The 19106-nt window shown below is 68.5% G+C and carries 16 protein-coding genes; 7 read left to right on the top strand and 9 right to left on the bottom strand.

Features of this window, described 5'->3' with window-relative positions; genetic code table 11:
- Positions 1 to 2 precede the first annotated feature (2 nt).
- The 4 genes from pilM to HUA75_RS46415 all read right to left on the bottom strand — a co-directional run bounded on the left by pilM (position 3) and on the right by HUA75_RS46415 (position 5131).
- Positions 3 to 1085: a type IV pilus assembly protein PilM gene (gene pilM, locus HUA75_RS02375; protein WP_141642888.1), complete on the bottom strand. Its 1083-nt coding sequence runs from the start codon at positions 1083 to 1085 to the stop codon at positions 3 to 5.
- Positions 1086 to 1281: 196 nt separating this feature from the next.
- Positions 1282 to 2700, bottom strand: a complete 1419-nt coding sequence (locus tag HUA75_RS02370; RefSeq protein ID WP_141642889.1) for a sigma-54 dependent transcriptional regulator — start codon at positions 2698 to 2700, stop codon at positions 1282 to 1284.
- A gap of 66 nt (positions 2701 to 2766) precedes the next feature.
- Positions 2767 to 3888: a sensor histidine kinase gene (locus HUA75_RS02365; RefSeq protein ID WP_141642890.1), complete on the bottom strand. Its 1122-nt coding sequence runs from the start codon at positions 3886 to 3888 to the stop codon at positions 2767 to 2769.
- A gap of 16 nt (positions 3889 to 3904) precedes the next feature.
- Positions 3905 to 5131: a prepilin peptidase gene (locus HUA75_RS46415; RefSeq protein ID WP_371746040.1), complete on the bottom strand. Its 1227-nt coding sequence runs from the start codon at positions 5129 to 5131 to the stop codon at positions 3905 to 3907.
- A gap of 244 nt (positions 5132 to 5375) precedes the next feature.
- Between HUA75_RS46415 and HUA75_RS02350 the strand changes: the two genes are divergently transcribed.
- The 4 genes from HUA75_RS02350 to HUA75_RS02335 all read left to right on the top strand — a co-directional run bounded on the left by HUA75_RS02350 (position 5376) and on the right by HUA75_RS02335 (position 8704).
- Complete coding sequence (locus HUA75_RS02350; protein WP_254627396.1) at positions 5376 to 5957, top strand: prepilin-type N-terminal cleavage/methylation domain-containing protein; 582 nt, start codon at positions 5376 to 5378, stop codon at positions 5955 to 5957.
- A gap of 71 nt (positions 5958 to 6028) precedes the next feature.
- Positions 6029 to 6979 (top strand): tetratricopeptide repeat protein, encoded by a 951-nt coding sequence (locus tag HUA75_RS02345; RefSeq protein ID WP_371746038.1) that lies wholly within the window; start codon positions 6029 to 6031, stop codon positions 6977 to 6979.
- Complete coding sequence (locus HUA75_RS02340) at positions 6960 to 7940, top strand: ABC transporter ATP-binding protein (RefSeq protein WP_174485423.1); 981 nt, start codon at positions 6960 to 6962, stop codon at positions 7938 to 7940. Before HUA75_RS02345 ends, HUA75_RS02340 begins: the two co-directional genes overlap by 20 nt.
- A complete protein-coding gene (locus HUA75_RS02335) occupies positions 7937 to 8704 on the top strand; it encodes an ABC transporter permease (RefSeq protein ID WP_174461564.1) in 768 nt (255 codons plus the stop codon). The genes HUA75_RS02340 and HUA75_RS02335 overlap by 4 nt, the downstream gene beginning before the upstream one ends.
- A 52-nt stretch (positions 8705 to 8756) precedes the next feature.
- Here HUA75_RS02335 and HUA75_RS02330 read toward each other — a convergent pair whose 3' ends face one another.
- The 4 genes from HUA75_RS02330 to rffA form a co-directional block, all read right to left on the bottom strand.
- Positions 8757 to 10517, bottom strand: a complete 1761-nt coding sequence (locus HUA75_RS02330) for a tetratricopeptide repeat protein (RefSeq protein ID WP_174485422.1) — start codon at positions 10515 to 10517, stop codon at positions 8757 to 8759.
- 108 nt (positions 10518 to 10625) lie between these two features.
- Positions 10626 to 12416: a glycosyltransferase family 39 protein gene (locus HUA75_RS02325; protein ID WP_174485421.1), complete on the bottom strand. Its 1791-nt coding sequence runs from the start codon at positions 12414 to 12416 to the stop codon at positions 10626 to 10628.
- Positions 12417 to 12500: 84 nt separating this feature from the next.
- Positions 12501 to 13214, bottom strand: a complete 714-nt coding sequence (locus HUA75_RS02320; RefSeq protein WP_141642897.1) for a WbqC family protein — start codon at positions 13212 to 13214, stop codon at positions 12501 to 12503.
- On the bottom strand, positions 13208 to 14338 hold the full coding sequence (gene rffA, locus HUA75_RS02315; RefSeq protein ID WP_141642898.1) for a dTDP-4-amino-4,6-dideoxygalactose transaminase: 1131 nt from the start codon (positions 14336 to 14338) through the stop codon (positions 13208 to 13210). Before rffA ends, HUA75_RS02320 begins: the two co-directional genes overlap by 7 nt.
- Positions 14339 to 14563: 225 nt before the next feature.
- On the opposite strand from rffA, the gene HUA75_RS02310 reads away from it, so the two are divergent.
- From HUA75_RS02310 to HUA75_RS02300, 3 genes are read left to right on the top strand one after another with little or no spacing between them, the layout of a single operon-like run.
- Positions 14564 to 15562 (top strand): glycosyltransferase family 2 protein, encoded by a 999-nt coding sequence (locus tag HUA75_RS02310; protein ID WP_174485420.1) that lies wholly within the window; start codon positions 14564 to 14566, stop codon positions 15560 to 15562.
- Positions 15549 to 16247, top strand: coding sequence for a class I SAM-dependent methyltransferase (locus HUA75_RS02305; protein WP_141642900.1), 699 nt, complete (start codon positions 15549 to 15551; stop codon positions 16245 to 16247). The genes HUA75_RS02310 and HUA75_RS02305 overlap by 14 nt, the downstream gene beginning before the upstream one ends.
- Positions 16244 to 17653, top strand: coding sequence for an FAD-dependent oxidoreductase (locus HUA75_RS02300; protein WP_174485419.1), 1410 nt, complete (start codon positions 16244 to 16246; stop codon positions 17651 to 17653). Before HUA75_RS02305 ends, HUA75_RS02300 begins: the two co-directional genes overlap by 4 nt.
- 22 nt (positions 17654 to 17675) lie before the next feature.
- On the opposite strand, the gene HUA75_RS02295 is transcribed toward HUA75_RS02300, so the two are convergent.
- Positions 17676 to 19088 (bottom strand): sigma-54 dependent transcriptional regulator, encoded by a 1413-nt coding sequence (locus tag HUA75_RS02295; protein WP_281291621.1) that lies wholly within the window; start codon positions 19086 to 19088, stop codon positions 17676 to 17678.
- Positions 19089 to 19106: the final 18 nt, after the last annotated feature.

The raw sequence follows: 19106 nt of genomic DNA, 5'->3' as shown, positions 1-19106 counted from the left end.
GTCTAGGCCAGCTTGTCGCCAGGACGCCGGAGCGCCAGTCCCACTGCCACCGCGGCCATGGGCGCCACGTCCATGATGAACGCGGGGTCGAACTTGCGGTTGTCCACTTCAATCTTGCGGAACGGGTTGAGGATCTCCACCGGCACCCCGGTGCGCGCTTCAATGGTCTTGAACAGGGCCGGAATCTTCGCCGTGCCGCCGGACAGGTAGACCTTGGTGAAGTTCGAGTCCGCCGCGGTGCCCGCGTAGAAGTCCAGCGAGCGCTGGATTTCACCGGCCACCTGCTCGGCGACGCTGGAGAGCACGCGCTCGACCTCCTGGGGCACCACGGCATCCGCGTCCGCGCGGTTGCCGCCGATCTTCAGCGCTTCCGCCTCCTCGTAGGAGACGTTGAGCTGCTTCTGGATCTCCTCGGTGAACTGGTTGCCACCGATGGTGACGTCGCGGGTGAAGACCGTCACGCCGTTGGCGATGATGTTGATGTTCACCACCGAGGCGCCCGCGTTGATGAGGACCACGGTCTCCTTCTCCGGCAGGTCGTAGTTGACGGAGAACATGTTCTGCACGGCGAAGGCGTCCACATCCACGACCACCGGGGCGAGCCCCGCCTCGGAGACCACCGTGGTGTAGTCGTTGATCATGTCCTTCTTGGCGGCCACCAGCAGCACGTCCATCTGCCCGGTGGCGTCGTTGCCGCCCCCGTCGAGGATCTGCGTGTCGATGTTCACGTCCTTCACATCGAACGGGATGTACTGCTCGGCCTCCCACTGGATGCTCTCCTCGAGCTCCTCCTGGGACATGCGCGGCATCTGAATCTTCTTGATGATGACCGAGTGGCCGGACACGCCGATGGCGACGTCCTTGCCCTTCACCTTCAGCTCGGACATCAGCTCCTGCACCGCCTGGACGATGGCGGTGGAGTTCATCAGCGCGCCATCGACGATGGCCTCGGGCGGCAGCGGCTTCATGCCGAAGCTCTGCAACGCGAAGCCGACCTCGCCCCGCTTGCGCTGCTCCTTGAGCAGGATCATCTTGATGGAGGTCGATCCGATGTCCAGACCGAGTGCCAGTTTGCCCTTCGCCATGCTTGACTCCGTCGAGAGGCAGCCAGCGTAGCACTGGCCGTCAACCCCTCCTAAAAAGTGCCCGGAGCCCGCCTGCTCTCCGTTCGGCCGGGACCCCTGCGTCCAAACTGCGCCGGGCCCCCCACCACGGTCGCGGAGGCCCGATTTTCCGGCTCCGGCCGCATTCCGTCAAATACGGCCCGACGGAATCTCCCCTTCAGCTCCGTTCAGCCTCCGCGTCCGGGTCGATGCCGTACTCCTTGATCTTGTACAGCAACGCCCTGTGACTGATGTCCAGGACCTCCGCCGCCCGGGTCCGGTTCCCCTTCGTCCGTCTCAGGGCCGCCCGGATGTAGGACTCCTCCAGCTCCCGGATGGCCCGCTTGAGCGACAGGTCGCTACCGACCTGTGGCATCCCGCCGGTGTTGGTTCCCGTCGGCCCGGGTGCGGGCGCGGCCCACAGCCTTTCGGGCAGGTTGGCCGGAAGGATATGCGGGCCATCCGCCAGGAGGACTGCCCGCTCCATGGCGTTCTCCAGCTCGCGCACGTTGCCCGGCCAGGCGTAGGCGGACATCAGGGCCTCGGCCTCCGGCGACAGACCTTCCACGGGAGACTCGCGGTTGAGCTCGCGGTTGAAGCGGTGGATGAAGGCGCTCGCCAGCAGGGGCACGTCCTCGCGGCGCTCTCGCAAGGGAGGCACCCTCACGTTCACCACGTTGAGGCGGTAGTAGAGGTCCTCGCGGAACTCCCCCTTCTCCACCAGCTTGCCCAAGTCCCGCAGCGTGGCCGCCACCACGCGCACGTCCACCTTCTCCACCCGGTTCTCGCCCACCGGACGGATTTCTCCTTCTTGCAGCACCCGCAGGAGCTTCACCTGCGCGGGCAACGGCAGCTCGCCCACCTCGTCCAGGAAGAGCGTGCCGCCGTCAGCCTCGGAGAAGAGGCCGCGCTTGGCCGTGCGCGCATCGGTGAAGGCGCCCTTGGCGTGACCGAACAGCTCGCTCTCGAGCAGCCCTCCCGGAATGGCGCCGCAGTTGACGGCGACGAAGGGGAGCGGGGCTCGCGGGCTGCGCGCGTGCAGCTCCCGGGCGATGAGCTCCTTACCCGTACCGCTCTCCCCGCTGATGAGCACGGTGGTGTCCACCGGTGCCAGGCGCGCCACCTGCTTGAGCACCGCATGGAGCGACGCGCTCCCTCCGAGGATGTGCCCCTGGGGCACGGAGGGAAGACCGCCCTGCTTGAGCCGCCGGTTCTCGCGCAGCAGCCGCTCGCGCTCCTCGGCCTTGCGCAGGACGAAGACGATTTCCTCGGGCTTGAAGGGCTTCTGGACGTAGTCGTACGCGCCGGCGGACACCGCCTCCAGGGCCTGCTCCTGCGAGCCGTAGGCACTCATCACCACCACGGTGAGCCCCGGGTGCGCGGCCTGCGCCTCGCGCAGCAGCGTGAGCCCATCCTTGCGAGGCATCCGCACGTCGGAGACGAGGACGTCGTAGTCGCGCGTGGCCAGCTCCCGCAGCGCCTCCTCCCCGTCCGCGACAGCGCGAACGTCGTAGCCCTTGTCGGTGAGCACCAACGTGAGGATGTGCCGGATGGAGGGCTCGTCATCGGCGACGAGGATGGTGCGGAACAAGGACATGGGGGCCTTCTGGCATCATCCCCCAGTCCCGAGGCAGGAGATATCTTCTGGCCGGACAGCGTCCGCTCACACGGCGGGCAGGGACACGGTGAAGCGCGCGCCACCTTCAGGCAGGTTCTCCGCCCCCAGCCGACCGCCCATGACCTGCGTCAGCCGCAGCGACACAGCCAGCCCCAGCCCGGTGCCCTGTCGCCCCTTCGTGGTGAAGAAGGGCTCGAACAACCGGGGCATGACCTCGGGCGGAATGCCTGGGCCGTGGTCCCTCACCACCAGCCGGGCCTCTCCCTCTTCACGAAGGGTCACCACACTGACGCTCCCCTGCCCTCCCATGGCCTGCGCGGCGTTGAGCAGGAGGTTGATGAGGATCTGCGACAGCGGGCCGGCCTCCGCCCGGGCGAACACCCCCGGCTCCAGCGCCAGGTCCACCGACACACCCGCGAGCTCGGGCGCGGCGCGGACCAGCCGCACACACGTCTCCACCACCGAGCCGACATCCACCGGCCCTGGCGACGCCGTCTCCGGCCGCCCCAGGTCCAGCAGGCTCCGGACGATGCGGTCGATGCGCTGCACCTCGTGGTCGATGCGCTCCAGGTAGTCCTTCAGCTCCTCCGTGGGCGCCTTCATCCGCGCCAGCGACAGGTACCCGAGGATGCCCGCCAGGGGGTTTCCCACCTCGTGAGCCACGCCCGCCGCGAGCCTGCCCACCGTGGCCAGCCGCTCGGCGGAGACCAGCTCCGTCTGGGCTCGCGCCAGACGGGTGTTGGCCTCCCGCAGCGACTCCACCTGGGAGCGCGTGAGGGCCTGCTCCGAACGCAGCGCCTCCGCCAGCCGCTGCAACGCGCGCTGCATCCTCGACAGCAGCGGCCCGCCTTGCGTGGGTGTCAGGTGCGGGTCCAGTTCCAGTCGCCCCAGCTGTTCCACCATGGCCTCGGCGGAGCGCAGCGGACGGCCCACCGTCAGGTCCAACACCACGTACGACAGCAACGTGAGCGCGACCAGGTCCAGTCCCAGCGCGAGCGGCAGAAAGCCTCGCACCTGCGTCAGCACCTCCGCGTCCGGTGTCCCCGGCGACACGAGCCGACGCCCCAGCTCCAACAACCGGATGAGGACGGGCTGCAGCGACAACCAGGAGAGTCCCGTGCAGAGCGAGCTCAGCAGGAACGCCACGCTGGCGATGCGCCACTTCATCGCGCGTGCGCGCGCTTCACGGCGCGCCCCCGAGCAACATGGCGATGTCCATCGGCAGCACGCGCGCGAGCCACGGCCCCAGCAACATCACCTCCAGGCCCGCCAGCGCGAGCCACGGCCCGAAGGGAATGTTGGTGGGCCCAGGCACCCACTCCTCTTCCTCGCCCGTTTCATCGTCCATGGGCGCATCGGGAATCGGCTGGAAGAGCAGGCACCAGGGCACCAGCAACAAGCGCTTCCACAACGGAATCCCCGGCCGGGTGAACTCCCACGTCATCGTGGATTCGGGCTCGGACTCATTCGTGCCCTCGGGCCCGGCCGTCGTCGCGCCGATGCCAGGAGACGACGCGTCAGCCGGAACGACAGGCGGAAGCGCCGCGCTCTCGGTACCGGAAGGCAGGGCGGAGCCCTCGGTCGTGTGCGAGACGAGCTTCTCCTCGGAAGGGGAAGCCGCGCCTTCGGATGACTTGACGCGCGGAGCATCGGGAGGTGGCGCGACGCCCTCGGGAGGCGTCACGGGCGCGGCATCGGGAGGTGTCGACGGCCCCGCGCGCCCGGTGAGTCCGAGCATGGCCAGTCCCACCACCGCGCCTTGCAGCGATGACATGAAGAGGATGCCCAGCAGGGCTCGCCAGGAAAGAAACGCCCCCAGGAGCGCGACGAGGAACTTGTCACCGCCGCCCAGCGCTTCCTTCCGGAAGACCTTCCAGCCCACGTACTCCATCAGGCGGAAGGCGAGGAAGCCGATGACCGCTCCCAACGTGGCATCCACCACCGCGTCCGCGCCTCGGGGCACCGCGAGCACCAGCCCCGCGGCGATGCCCGGAACCGTCAGCGAAAACGGCAGGATCCAGTGCGCCAGGTCGATGAAGGTGAGCGGTATCAGCAGCGACACGAGCACGAGCGCGGGGAACAACTCGTACGTCCACCCGAACCTCCGCAAACACGCGAGGAAGAGCAGTCCGGTGAGCACCTCCACCAGCACGTAGCGCGGGGAGATGGGCGCGTGACACGAACGACACCGAGCCCTCAGCGCGAGCCACGAGAGGACGGGGATGTTCTCGTACCAGGACAGGACATGCCCGCACTTGGGGCAGCGCGAACCCGGCCGGACGATGCTCAGTCCTTCAGGGACACGGGCGATGACAACATTGAGGAAGCTGCCGATACACAGGCCGAGGACCAGGAGGAAGGCGGTGAAGAGGGGCCCGGCCCAGCCTGGCACGAGGGAGGAGTCCGTCACGGAGTCGGGCATCCTAGCGTCGCGGCCCAGGGAGGACAGCATCGCGGATCGACGATTTGCGGCAGGCGCGGTGACAATTTTTGGCAGCTCAGGCGACAGGCGAGCGAGATCCGCCCCACCCCGCTGTGGGAATTCATCGGGTTGGGGCAACTGTTGGCCATGGCACCGTTCGTGCTATGAATCCGGGCTGTCGTTCAACCCCCCTCTGCACCTGCGGAGCACTCCCGACATGCTGAACCGTCTCCTGAAGAAGAAGGGTGGCTTCACCCTCATCGAGCTGATGATCGTGGTCGCCATCATCGGCATCCTGGCCGCCATCGCCATCCCGAACTTCATCCGCTTCCAGGCCAAGTCCAAGCAGTCCGAGGCCAAGACGAACCTGAAGGCCATCTTCACGGCCCAGAAGGCGTACTTCGGCGAGAAGGACAAGTACGTTTCGGACTTCAAGGTCGTCGGCTTTGATCCGGAGCCGGGCAACCGCTTCACCTACGCCATCGCCTCGAACTGCACCGCGGCGGCGCAGGCTGTCAGCGCGCGTCTCTACGACAAGGGCTGCATCGGCCAGGACCTGGCGCGCTTCACGGAGCCCCCCACCGTCACCCAGGCGCCCCTGGGCAAGATTGGCGTGGACGGCACCTGCCCGAACTGCGACTTCTACGCGACGGCGGCCGGTAACGTTGACAACGACCCCCTCGGCGACACCTGGGGCATCACCTCCCTCGCGACGATTTCCACCACTCTCACGGGCACGTGCGGCATCGACCCGCCGGGCGGGATTGGCGGCGGCGAGCCGGGTAACGCGTACAACGACGTGAGCTGCCCGTAGTCATGTAGGCGCTGGACCTGTGGTTGGGTGAAGCGCCGCGCTGTATCAACGGGACATCCGAGGATCCTCGGGTGTCCCGTGTCTGCTTCTTCAAGGGAATGATGCGCAAGCTGCCTACCGTGCTGCTGGCTGCTGGACTGCTTCTGGTGGTCTACCTCTCTGGCCAGCCCCGCCCCCCTCCGCATCTGGGTGACCGTCCCATCCTGCCGCGCCCTGGTTTCCTCAAGGCACTGTTCAAGGCGCAGCTCGGCCTGGTCACCGACTACTTCTGGATTCTGACGATCAACCGGGTCGGCTCGGCCAGGTCTGTGTCTGATTACCGCGACGTCTACTACTACGCGGACCTCACCACGGACCTCGACCCCCGGTTCGCCAAGGTCTACACGTTCGCGGGAATCACCATCCCCATCCACATGGGTCGTGAGCAGTACGCGAACGTCAAGGAGTCCTCGACCATCCTCCGCAAGGGCATGGCCAACACGCCGGAGGACAAGCGCATCCACTTCCAGCTCGCCTACAACCTCATGTTCTTCGAGCGCCGCTATCAAGAGGCGGCCGTCATCATCGAAGAGCTCGCGCGGGAGCCCGGCGCGCCGGAGTGGTACTCGGGGTTGGCGACCCGGTTGTATGCCCAGGCCGGGGAATTCGAAACCAGCCTGGGTCTCGCGCAGACGTTGCGCGACAGCGCCGAAGACGAGGAGACGCGCACGTATTACGAGCGCCGCGTGAATGAAATCCTCCAGGAGCGCCTTCTCCAGCAACTCGACGAGGCCCTCCAGCACCACAAGGCTCGCACCGGCCAGTTGCCCGGCTCCCTTGAAGCCCTCGTCTCAGCAGGAGACCTGAGCGAGCTTCCTGGCGATCCCCTGGGCGGCAAGCTCTTCCTGGGTGACGACGGACGCGCCTATTCCACGGCGACGCGGTTCCGGCTGGGAATCATCTACAACGAGAAGACGTCGGACGGGGAGCGCCTCGTTCCAAAGCCCATGGACGCGAAGAACCATGAATCCCCTCAGCCCTGACGCCCCTCCCATCCAAGTCCGGGGACTCTCGAAGACCTACAAGGTAGGCTTCTGGTTCAACCGCACCGTTCGCGCCCTCCAGGGCCTGGACCTCGAGGTGGGCGCCGGGCAGATCTACGGCCTGCTCGGTCCCAACGGCGCCGGTAAGTCCACCACCATCAAGATTCTGATGAACCTGGTGCGGCCCAGCAGCGGCAACGCGCTGCTGTTCGGCCAGCCCGTGGACAAGGCCGCCACGCGGCGACTCGTGGGCTTCCTGCCTGAGAATCCCGCGCCCTACGAGTACCTCACGGGCCGTGAGTTCGTGACGCTCGCGGGCCAGCTGTGCGGCATGAGCGGCCACGAGCTCGACGTGCGCGTGACGGAGGTCCTCGGCTCCGTGGAGATGGGGGCCGCGGAGAAGCTCCAGATTCGGCGCTACTCCAAGGGCATGGTGCAGCGCGTGGCGCTCGCGCAGGCGCTGGTGGCCCGACCGAAGATGCTCATCCTCGACGAGCCCACCAGCGGTCTGGACCCCGTCGGGCGACGGCAGATGCGCGACCTCATCCTCGCCGAGAGGGACCGGGGGACCACCGTCCTCTTCTGCAGCCACATCATCCCGGACGTGGAAGCACTCTGTGACAGGCTGGCCGTGCTCGTGGGCGGCCGTCGCGTGCGCGAGGGCAGCGTCAGGGAGCTGCTCTCCACGCAGGTGCCCACCGTGGAGATGGTGGTGGAAGGCCTGCCGCTGGAGCAGGTGAAGAGCCTGGGCGTGGCCCTGGAGTCCACCCAGTCCCTGGACGGGCGTGTGCGGGTGCAGGTGCCCGATGCCCAGAGCCAGAAGATGCTGGGCCAGGTGCTGGCGGCCGGCGGACGCGTCAACAGCCTCCAGGCGGCTCAGTTCTCCCTGGAGCAGCTCTTCATGGACGCCCTCAAGGATTCCGGACGAACGACGAGTGTCGGCGGGGAGATCAACACATGAGCGCGTTCGGCGCGATGGTCTGGAACGGGTTCCGGGAGGCACGCCGCAACCGCGTCACGGTGGTGGTCGGAGCCTTCGCGGCGGTGGTGCTGCTGTCGTCGACGTTGATTACGGAGGTGACGGTCGCCACGTTCGACCGGGTGCTCACCGACTTTGGCCTGGGGATGATGAGCCTCATCCTCGTCTTCCTCACCATCTTCCTGTCGAGTGGGCTGCTGAGCCGCGAAATCGAGCGGCGCACCATCTTCCTCGTCGTGAGCAAGCCCGTGTCGCGCACCCAGTTCCTGCTGGCGCGGCTGGCGGGCAACATGCTGACGCTCGCGGTGATGATGGGGGCGATGATGCTCATCTTCGCCAGCCAGTTGCTGATGTTCCAGGTGAGCATCCACCCCACGCAAATCGTCGCGGCGGTGGGTCTCTGGTTCGAACTGCTGGTCCTGACCAGCGCGGGAATCCTCTTCTCGAGCTTCACGGGCCCCGCAGTGTCGGCCATCGCCACCACCGGCATCTACTTCACCGGCCACCTGGCCTCGGACCTCTACGACATCGCGAACCGACTGGATGACGGCTCGGTGAAGACCTTCGCGAAGGCGCTCTACTACCTGCTGCCGAATCTGGAGCGGATGAACTTCCGCCCCTATGCGACGTACGGCCTCCCGGTCGATACCTCGACCTTCCTTTCGGGCGTGGGCTACGGCCTGGGCTGGGCTGCGCTCTTCACCGCCGCCGCCATCTTCATCTTCGAGCGGCGCGACTTCCGTTGACGAGGTGGGGCCGGACCAAGTGGGCCGCCCCTCACTCGCGCTGTCACCTGAATCAGGGCGGGGAGCCCAGGGCCATCCGGGCCTGCTGCAATCCTCGCCGAGCGGGCTCTGACTCTGGCTGGAGGCGCAAGGCCTCCTCCAGTGGAGCCACGGCCTCCGCCGGGCGTCCCATCTGCAGCAGCGTACGCCCGAGTTCCAGGTGAGAATCCGCGCGACGCGGAGCCAGCCGCAGGACCTCCTGAAAGCGAGCAACCGCCTCCTCCATCCGCTTCGTCCGCCGCAACGCGAGCCCGAGGTTGTGGATGACCACCGGCTCGCCAGGACGAAGCTGGAGGATGCGCTCGAACTGGACGATGGCGAGGTCCATCCTTCCCAGGAGCGCGTAGGCCACCGCCAGGTCGCTCTGGATTTGATAGCTGCGTGGCAGCTCCACCGCGGCAAGCTGGAGCTCCGCCAGGGCCTGCTCGGGGCGACGCGCCTTGAGATAGGCCCCGCCCAGATAGCCTCTGAGGATGGGCTGGCCAGGCGTCATCGCCACCGTGTCTTCCCAGAGCGAGACCTCGTCATGCCAGGCGGGCACACGCACCAGCGTCAGCACGGAGCACACCACGACGACACCCCCCACCAGGAGCTTCACTGCTCGCGCATGCTCGCGCCATCGCTCCAGGAGCCCTCGCAGCCCCGTTGCGGCCAACAGGCAGAAGCCCACGGAAGGCAGGTAGAGGAACCGCTCCGCGTAGGCCTCCACGCCTCTGAGCTGCAAGAAGAAGACGGGCAGGAGCGGGGCCAGGAGCCACACGCCGCCAGCGAAGGCCGGCCCCGCGTCGCGGCGCTTCCACCACAGCAGGCCGAGCAGGGCCACGAGCAACACGGCGCCCAGGGCTATCTCGGTCGGCTCGGGTGGAACACGCAGGGGAATGGTCAGCACGAGCGGATGGGGCCAGAGCAGCTTGCCCAGCAGCTTCCCCGCCAGGGCCAGCATGTGCAGGGGATACAGCCCCGTGCGCCCCGACCCCACGGGGACGGGAAGAGACAAGCCCACCGCGTTGAGCCGGAGGGCCGCGTACCCCAGCAGCCCCAGCCCCAGGGGGGCATATCGGAGCGCCCACCCTCGAAGCCCCGGGCGGGCGGGACGCGTGCCCACCGCACGGTCCGTGGCCCACAGCACCACGGGGAACACCACCGCCACTTCCTTGAACAGCAGGCCCGCGAACCACAACAGGCCCGCTCCCACGCCCCATCGCCATGAGCCGGAGCTCCCCACCATGAGGCGCACCGAGAGCAGGACCATCAGCGTGGCCGCGACGTCCATGCACCCACTCACCCAGGCCACCGACTCCGTGTGCACGGGGTGCACGGCGAAGAGCAGCGCGCCGGCGAGCGCGGCCCAGCTTCCTGCCTCGGAGAGGTTCTCCCCGGGGCGACGGAGGCACTCACGCAGGAGCCATCCCACCAGGAGCGACGCCAGGCCATGCAGGAGCATCAGCACCAGGTGGTGCGGCCAGGCCGTGGTGCCGAAGAGCGCGCGTTGCGCGAAGAACAGCACGTGGGCGAGCGGCCGGAAGTAGCTCTCCGCGGGGCTGCGATCCACCTGGGAGGTGGGCTCGTCGTCGAACGCGAACAGCGGGCGCTGGAAGGCCTCGGCCAGCGTGTCCAGCGAGCGCAACCACGGGTTCTGCACCACGAGCGGGATGTCGTCATAGACGAGCCCGTTGCGCAGCGTCCCCGCATACACCGCCAGCGCCGTGACGAAGACGAGGAGGGAGTGCGGAGAAGGACGGAGGGAGCTGGGGCGCGCGGCGGAGGTTGCCATGAGGGGCCTCGAAAGCTCAGGGCCAGAAGGACGGGATGACGGCGGATTGAAACGCCGCGAGGGACGGACTCGCGGCGCCCACGCGTTCGCGCGCTCGCATGACGCGCTTCAACGTCCGCCCGTTTCCGCGGTGGGCGCGGGCGAGGCGGGAGGAGGCGCGCCACCGTCGTCCAGGGGCTCCAGCCGGAAGGGGTCCGGGGCCTTGCCGGGCACCATTCGGAAGAAGCGGCGATCCGGGAACCGCGGTCGCAGCTTCTCCGCGAAGCCCGGCCCATCGTGCAGGACGATGAGGTCTTCCTCGTAGCTCGGGTGCGGAGGAGGCCACTCCAGGACGAAGCTCCCCACCTTCCGGAACGCGGGCACTTGATTCCAGGCCACGGCGTACTGAGGCGCCAGCACCACCGCGCGCCCCAGCCCCGCGTCATTCAGGTACGCCTCCATCGACTCGTGGATGAGGGCTTGCTCTCGCAGGGCCAGCGCGTTGCGCATGTCGAAGATGCCCAGTCCGACCACCAGGGAACCGAGCACTCCCGCCATGACTGTCGCGGACGGCAGCTCAGCCCGGCGGGCCACATCCACCAGCCTCCGCAGCCCATGCACGGCCACCAGCGCCAGCGCCGGCGCGCATTCCGAATAGTGAATGGGACCCACCGAGTGGATGCCGTGGTTGTCGTGGAAGAGCCCCAGCCCCAGCAGCGCCAGCACCGACAGGAGCAACAGCTTCGTCAGCCGGTCCCACGACGCCCCGACTCCCACGAGGAGCACCCCCACCGGCCCGAGGAACCACACCGCGAGCATCAACGCGTTGTAGCTGGTGTTCGCGCCGAAGCGCTCCAGCATCGAGGCGTCATGCGCGGAGAGCTTCGCCGGGAAGGTGTACATGGACACGCGCGCGGGGAGCAACGCGTCCCCCGTCACCGCATGGTTGAAGGCGAGGAAGGCCACCACCGCCGGCAACCAGCCCAGCACCAGCCCTCCCAGACACGCTCCCACGGGCAGCTCCCGGCGCACCAGCCGCCAGAGCACCCAGAGGTAGAACGGCGCCAGGAAGAAGAGGGTCTCGAACGGCCGACACAGGAAGGAGACACCACTCACCAGCCCCAGCCACGTCCACCAGCGCCCGCCCTTCTCCTCCGCCTGGAGGAAGCACACCACCGCCACCGACAAGGCCGCGCGGGACAGCAGGTGCGCATGAGCGGTCATCGACAGCAGCGCGGACATCGGTGACAGCAGCACCAGCAGCGCGGCCACCCCACCCCACGCCGGGCCCAGCCGCCGGGTGGCCACCCAGGCCACCACCACCGCGGGCACCGCCGCCGCCAGCGAGAAGACGAGCGAGCCCGTCCCCGTCAGCTCCCCCAACGCCCACGCCACCTGCAGCCCGAGCCACTCGAAGCTGGAGCCCATGCCATCCCGCACGTAGAGGAAGATGGTGGGGAAGGACTCCAGCGGGTCCGTCAGCTTCACCAGGAACCTGCCGCTGGCGAGCACCTGCCCACCGAAGCGAGCCGCCTGCTCGTCATCCGTGATGGGACGGTCCAGCAGGAACACGAAGCGCCCGACTCGCGCGAGCAGGAAGGCCACCACCGCCACCAACACGGCTCCAGCGCGCCGCTCCTGCGCGCTCAGCGCCTCCAGCCGGCGCCACATCCGGACCGCTGGCGCCGACAGCCCGTGCACGAGCGACAGCCCCAGCAGGACACCTCCCGGCACCAGCAACAGCGCGTGGCCCAGCCACTGGTACAGCTCTCCGGAAGAGCTGGCGCTGAAGGGCATGCGGAAGGAGACGGTCAGCCCGGGTGCGGTCTCTTTCAACCCGAAGAAGGCCGCCACCAGAAAACACCCCAGGGCGCCCTGGGCCACCGCGTTCCATCCCGTACTGCCACGAGCCGAAGTCATCGCTCTCGTGGGGTAGCACACCCCTCGCGCGCCGGGCAAAGCCGCAAGCACGGACGCGAGGACGAACAGGGGGCAGGCAGCCCCTCAGCGAGCCCGCTGGCGCCAGCCCCAGATGGCCTCGGGTGCTTCCGGCCCCAGGTGGAAGAGCACATCCAGCACCGTCACCGCGTGCTCGAAGGGTGGATGGGGCTGGGGGTACGTGGGGTACCCCGCGTAGTCCTTGTAGGTGAGCTGGATTCCCGCGGCGTCGAAGTCCTCCTGTCGAAGGTAGTCGCGAGCCGCGGGGCCCGAAACATAGTGCGTGGCGCCCGCGTGCCGCAGCAGGTCGAGGATCCGCTCCCGCTTCGCGCCGGTGAGCGTCCATTCGCGCGAGTCGCGAAAGCGCACCTGGATGCCCAGACACTCCTCGGCGATTCGGCGCACCAGGAACTGGTTCAGCTCCGACAGGTGCGTCCACGTCCGCTCCAGGTACACCTCACGCAAGAGCGGCGCATAGCGCTCGAAGTGGGGCGCGCGGCCGTACTGGTGTCGCAGCGTCTCCCAATGCTTGCGCGCCCACGTGCCCTCTTCGATTCGCACGTCGCAGATGAGCCGATCCGTGCTGGAGCCCACCGGCACCGTGAGCCACACCGGCCCCTGGGCCGTCTTCACGCGATTGCGGTTGCGCCAGTCGCGGTGCGTGTACTGCACGTCATCGTAGAAGATGAACGTGTCCACATCGTGGATGATGTCGAAGTAGCCCTTCCAGGGCAGGTAGTTGGATTGGATGATGGCGACGGAGTGCCGGGCCGCTAGCACCGGAAGTCCCTCACGGCGGAGAGCACCGTGGACTGCTCCGCTTCCGTCATCGTGCTGTAGAACGGCAGCCGCACCAGCCGGTCGCTGACGTCCTCCGTCACCGGACAGGCGCCCACCTCTCCGCCAAACTTCCGGCCCATCTCCGAACTGTGCAGCGGCAGGTAGTGGAACACGGCGTTGATGCCCTGCTGACGCAGCTGCTGGATGAAGCGCGTGCGGGCCTCCAGCGACGGCATCAGCAGGTAATACATGTGATAGGCCTGCTCGCAGTGCGCGGGCACGTGGGGCTGGGCCACGCCCTGGGCGGTCGCCCAGGCGGAGAGCTCCTGGTGGTACGTGTCCCAGAGCGCCCGGCGCCGCGCCTGGATGCGCTCATGCTCGCGAAGCTGCCCGTAGAGGAAGGCCGCCAGCAAGTCCGACATGACGTAGCTGGAGCCGATGTCCACCCACGTGTACTTGTCCACCATGCCGCGGAAGAAACGGCTGCGGTTGGTGCCCTTCTCGCGGATGATTTCCGCCCGCTCGGCATGGTGCGCGTCGTTGATGAGCAGCGCCCCCCCTTCTCCACAGCTCACGTTCTTCGTCTCGTGGAAGCTGAGCGTGGAGAAGGTCCCGAAGGTGCCCAGGGCCCGTCCCCGGTAGTGGCCAAAGAGGCCATGCGCGTTGTCCTCCACCACGGCCACGCCTCGGCGCGTGGCGATGTCCATGATGGCGTCCATCTCACAGCCCACGCCCGCGTAGTGGACGGGGACGATGAGGCGCGTGCGCTCGGTGATGAGCGCCTCCAGCTTGCGCTCATCCAGGTTCAGCGTGTCGGGCCGCACGTCCGCGAAGACGGGACGCGCGCCCCGCAACGCGAAGGCGTTCGCGGTGGAGACGAAGGTGAAGGACGGGACGATGACCTCGTCCCCCGGCTGCAAATCGAGCAGCAGTCCGGCCATCTCCAGCGCGTGGGTGCAGGACGTGGTCAGCAGCGCCCGCCTCACGCCCAGCAGCTCCTCCAGCAGCGCATGGCACTTGCGCGTGAAACCTCCATCGCCCATGAGGTGGCTGTTGGCCAGCGCCTGCTCGATGTACTTCGCCTCGTCTCCGAGCATCTGCAGCCGATTGAAGGGAATGGTCATGGCGTCACGATGAAGCAGGCGGGAGGGCCTCCAGGCTACAGCACCCTCCCGGGCTCCGGGAGCCGCTTGAGCCTCGGAGGGGCTCCCCCGCCCGCCCGGAGGACACCGCGCTCGGGGTGCCCCAGGGACTCGCGGCGACCAGGCGAGCGCACTCCGCCGCGCGACAGTTCCAGGGAACGCGGTAGGATTCGCGAGCGTTGGGCTCCCCCGCCCGCCCTCCTTCGCATGAGCCCATCCGTCGTCGACATCTCCGTGGTCGTCCCCTGCTTTCGTGGGGAGTCCTCGCTCCCCGAGCTGTGCGCGCGGCTGGTCCGCACGTTGGAGGCCCGCCACACCCCCTTCGAAATCATCCTGGTCGACGACAGCGCCAGGCCCGCGCTGTGGGCCGTCATCGAGAAGCTGGCGCAGGGGGATGAGCACATCGTGGGCGTGCGGCTGATGCGCAACTTCGGGCAACACAACGCCACGGTGTGCGGCTTCCGGCATGCCCGTGGGCGCTGGGTCGTGACGCTCGACGAGGACCTGCAGAACCCGCCCGAGGAGATTGGCGCGCTGCTGGCCCGCGCCGAGCAGGCCGACGCGGATGTCGTCTACGGTCTGCCCCGCGTGAGGCAGGGCCCCGGGTGGCGCTCGCTGGCCTCGCGCCTCATCATGGTCATCCCTCGCAGGGTGATGCGGGTGGCCTTCGACATCTCCGCCTTCCGGCTCATCTCCGGGCGCGTCGCCGCCGAGGTCGCCCGCAGCGAGCGGCACGACATCATCCTCGACATCTACCTGTCCTGGGTCACCGACCGCATCACCGCCGCCGAGGTGCGCCACGAGCACCCCGAGGGGCTGCGCAGCTCGTACACGCTGGGCCGACTGGTGACGGTGTTCTTCAACCTGCTCTTCAACTACGCCACCTTCCCCCTCCGGCTCGCCTCCGTCGGCGGCTTCCTCTTGTCCGTGCTGTCCGCCATCGCGGGCGGAGTGGTGGTCTTCTCGCGCATCACCGGGACCATCACCGTGCCTGGCTGGGCATCGCTGGCGGTGGCGGTGCTGTTCTCCTCGGGAGTGACGCTGCTCGGCGTGGGCATCCTCTCCGAGTACGTGGCGCGCATCTTCCTCCAAATCAATCAGAAGCCCCAGGCGGTGGTGCGGCAGGCGACGAGCACCTCCAGGCTGGCCGTCGCGGAGCCACGGGCCGAGCCCGCGCGACAGGAGACCCTCCATGGACATCGCTGAAGAGCAGCGCGCCTTCTACGGCGCGCTCCTGGACCAGTACGGAGACGACCCCCGTGCCCTGTCGCACCGGGACCAGGCCACCCAATACGAGCGCTTCCACCGGCTGGCCCGGCTCTTCGAAGGCGCGTCGGGCCCCTTCTCCGTGCACGAGGTGGGGTGCGGCATGGGGCACTTCGGCGAGTTCCTCCAGCACCATCACCCGGAGGCCCGCTACTCCGGCAGCGACGTCCATCCCTCGTTCACGGAGTCGTGCGCGCGCAAGTTTCCCCAGGGCACCTTCCATACGCGCGACATCGTCGCGAGCCTTCCGCCCGAACGGTACGACTACCTGACGCTGTCGGGGACCTTCAACGTCCGGCTCTCGGCCACGCCCGAGGCCTGGCGCGGCTTCGTCGAGGGCATGCTGGCCGCCATGTACGCGCTGTGCACGAAGGGCTTCTCGGTGAACTTCCTCACCACGTTCCACGACCCCGAGTACACGCGCGAGGAGCTGTACTACCAGCCGCCGGGCGCGCTGCTGGACTTCGTGGTGGGCAAGCTGAGTCGGTTCTGGGAGCTGGATGCCGCGGGGCCCCTCTACGAATACACGTTGCGCGTGTACCGCCCCGAGCACGTCCACGCGCGACACGCGGACCCCGCCTTCGCCCGCTACTTCCGCTCCGCCCCGCGCCCCGTCTCGCCATGAGCATCTCCGCCTCCAGCGCCCCCTCGCCCCTGTCGCCCCGTCCCCGCATCGCGGTGGTGGGTGCCGGCCCCGCGGGCCTCACCGCCGCCTATGTCCTGGCGAAGGCCGGTGCCCAGGTCGAGGTCCACGAGGGCAGCCGCGTCGTCGGCGGACTGTCGCGCACCCTGGACTTGTGGAACCAGCGGGTGGACCTGGGGCCGCACCGCTTCCACACGCAGGATGCGCGCATCGACTCGCTCTGGAAGAGCGTGGTGGGAGAGGACTGGGCCACCGTCGAGTCCCATCCCGGTGTCTTCCGGAATGATGGGAAGGTGCTGCGCTACCCGCTCCAGGTGGTGGATGTGGTGCGCAAGGTGGGCCTCACCGAATCCATCCGGTGCGTGCTCGACTACGGGCGCCAGCAACTGCGCCCGCTTCCGGAGGTTCGAACGTTCGAGGACTGGCTGGTGCAGCACTTTGGCCGCCGCGTCTACGAGCAGTTCTTCCGAGACTTCAACGAGAAGTTCTTCGGACGGCCCTGCTCCGCGGTGGACGCCAGCGTGTCCGGCGCCGCGGCCAAGGACGCCTCGCTGGTCGACACCGTGCTCGCCGCCTTGCGCACGGGCGCGAGCAACGCCCGGGCACGCGCCGTCAAGCAGGTCACCGAGCAGTTCCCCTACCCCCAGCGCGGCACCGGAGAGGTGTACGAGCGCATGGCCCAGTTCGTCCGAGACCACGGCGGCGAAGTACTCCTGGAGAGCCGGGTGGAGGCGCTGGAGGTCGAGGGCCGCCGCGTGACGGGGCTGAAGTCCTCCCACGGCTCGCGGGCCTACGACTACATCATCTCCAGCGCCCCGCTGGTGCCGCTCGTGGCACAGCTTCCAGGCCAGCCCCCCGAGGTGCAACGGGCGCTCACCGAGGCGCGCGACGTGCTCACCTTCCGAAGCGCGCTCCTGGTGTATCTGGAGGTCCACGAGACGGGGCTGTTCCCCGAGTCGTGGCTGGAGATGCACACGCGCGCGGTCAGGACCTGCCGCGTCACCAACTTCCGCAACTGGGTCCCCGGACTCTACGGCGCGGAGCGCTCCACCATCCTCTGCGCGGAGTACTGGTGCTCCCAGGACGAGGCCCTCTGGAGCGAGTCCGATGAAGCCATGGCGGCGCTCGCCAGGAAGGAGCTGGAGTCCGTGGGCCTGCTGGGGCCGGCCCCGGTCGGGCGATTCCACGTGGTGCGCCTGCCGCGCTGCTATCCAGTGTACCAGCCCGGCTTCCAACGCGTCCTCCAGCCCCTCCAGGAGCACCTCGACAACTTCGAGCGCCTGAGTTCCATCGGCCGCGGCGGCCGCTTCTCCTACAACAGCCAGGACGCCAACTGGCGCATGGGCCTGGAGGCCGCGGACGGCGCCAGGGCGGCGCTCGGCTTCTAGGTCCGGGCCCGCGAAGGGAGCGTCACTCTCCGCTTCGCACCGGCGCGGGGTCCTCCAGTTCGTCCGTGAGGCCGTGCTTCGCCAGCCGGTAGCGGAACGAGCGGAAGGACAGGCCGAGCAGGTCCGCCGCGCGCGTCTTCACCCCACCCGCCTGCTTCAGCGCCGCCAGCAGGTAGCGCCGCTCGCTGTCGTCCAGGTGGCGCTCCAGGTTGAAGCCGCCGCTCAACTGGGGCTCGCCGCCCTCGCCCGGACGCGCCACCGGCTCCGCCTCGCCGCGCACCGCGGGCGGCAGCGTGGACGGCCCCAGCAGGTCCGAGTCCGACAGCGTGGCCGCGCGCTCCACCATGTTCTGAAGCTGCCGCACGTTGCCGGGGAACGCGTAGCGCTCGAGCAACGCCAGCGTCTCTGGCGCGAAGCGCAGGCCCGGCCGCCCCAGCTCCTCCGCCATCCTCGACAGGAAGTGGCCCGCCAGGAGCGAGATGTCGCCCGCGCGCTCGCGCAGGGGTGGCAGCTCCAGCGTAATCACATTGAGTCGGTAGAAGAGGTCCTCGCGAAAGCGCCCCGCCTTCACTTCCGTCTCCAGCCGCCGGTTCGTCGCCGCGATGACTCGCGCCTGGAAGGGCACCTCCGCCGCGCTCCCCACCGGCTTCACCTTCCGCTCCTGGAGCACCCGCAGGAGCTTCACCTGCGTGGCCAGCGGCATCTCGCCGACTTCGTCCAGCATCACCGTGCCCTCACCCGCGGACACCAGCAGGCCCGCGCGCTCGTGCAACGCCCCCGTGAAGGCCCCCTTCACGTGGCCAAACAGCTCGCTCTCCAGCGTGCCCTCGTTGAGCGCCGCGCAGTTGAAGGGCAGGAAGGGCTGCGCCGCCCGATTGCCGCGCATGTGGATGCCACGCGCCACCAGCTCCTTGCCCGTGCCGCTCTCCCCCGTCACCAGCACCGTGCTGCGCCCCGGCGCCACCTTCTCCACCAGGGACCACACCGCCTGCATCCGCGCGCTCTGCCCCACCGCCACGCCCAGCCCGGGCAACAGCCGCGCGCGCAGCGTGATGTTCTCCTGCCGCAACGTGCGCTTCTCCAGCGCCTTCTGCACCAGCAGCCGCAGCTCCTCGTTGTCGAAGGGCTTGCAGATGTAGTCGTACGCCCCCTCGCGCATCGCCTCCACGGCGGCGGACGGCGTCCCGTAGGCCGTAATCAGCACGACTTCCGGAGGCTCCTTGCGCGCCCGCGCCGTGCGCAGCACGTCCAGGCCGCTGCCCGTCCCCAGCTTCATGTCGGAGATGACCAGGTCCACCCCGTCGCGCGCGAGCACCTCGCACGCGGGCTTCACCCCGGGCACGCTCGTCACCGCGTAACCCTCGCGGTGCAGCAACAGCTCCAGGTACTCCCGCATGGACAGCTCGTCGTCCACGACGAGAATGTGGCCTCTCACTCCGCTCTCTGCTGCATG

The organism is Myxococcus sp. CA040A (genome assembly GCF_013336725.1).
Classification (GTDB): domain Bacteria; phylum Myxococcota; class Myxococcia; order Myxococcales; family Myxococcaceae; genus Myxococcus; species Myxococcus llanfairpwllgwyngyllgogerychwyrndrobwllllantysiliogogogochensis.
The sequence above is the reverse complement of the archived record's forward strand: the minus strand, read 5'-3'. Positions and strand labels throughout refer to the sequence as shown.

Excerpts from the sequence above, each read along its gene's own strand:
- HUA75_RS02370 (WP_141642889.1), bottom strand. The coding sequence starts at position 2,700 with ATGTCCTTGTTCCGCACCATCCTCGTCGCCGATGACGAGCCCTCCATC.
- HUA75_RS02365 (WP_141642890.1), bottom strand. The coding sequence starts at position 3,888 with ATGAAGTGGCGCATCGCCAGCGTGGCGTTCCTGCTGAGCTCGCTCTGC.
- HUA75_RS02335 (WP_174461564.1), top strand. The coding sequence starts at position 7,937 with ATGAGCGCGTTCGGCGCGATGGTCTGGAACGGGTTCCGGGAGGCACGC.
- HUA75_RS02330 (WP_174485422.1), bottom strand. The coding sequence starts at position 10,517 with ATGGCAACCTCCGCCGCGCGCCCCAGCTCCCTCCGTCCTTCTCCGCAC.
- HUA75_RS02300 (WP_174485419.1), top strand. The coding sequence starts at position 16,244 with ATGAGCATCTCCGCCTCCAGCGCCCCCTCGCCCCTGTCGCCCCGTCCC.
- pilM (WP_141642888.1), bottom strand. The coding sequence starts at position 1,085 with ATGGCGAAGGGCAAACTGGCACTCGGTCTGGACATCGGATCGACCTCC.
- HUA75_RS02310 (WP_174485420.1), top strand. The coding sequence starts at position 14,564 with ATGAGCCCATCCGTCGTCGACATCTCCGTGGTCGTCCCCTGCTTTCGT.
- HUA75_RS02305 (WP_141642900.1), top strand. The coding sequence starts at position 15,549 with ATGGACATCGCTGAAGAGCAGCGCGCCTTCTACGGCGCGCTCCTGGAC.
- rffA (WP_141642898.1), bottom strand. The coding sequence starts at position 14,338 with ATGACCATTCCCTTCAATCGGCTGCAGATGCTCGGAGACGAGGCGAAG.
- HUA75_RS02340 (WP_174485423.1), top strand. The coding sequence starts at position 6,960 with ATGAATCCCCTCAGCCCTGACGCCCCTCCCATCCAAGTCCGGGGACTC.
- HUA75_RS02325 (WP_174485421.1), bottom strand. The coding sequence starts at position 12,416 with ATGACTTCGGCTCGTGGCAGTACGGGATGGAACGCGGTGGCCCAGGGC.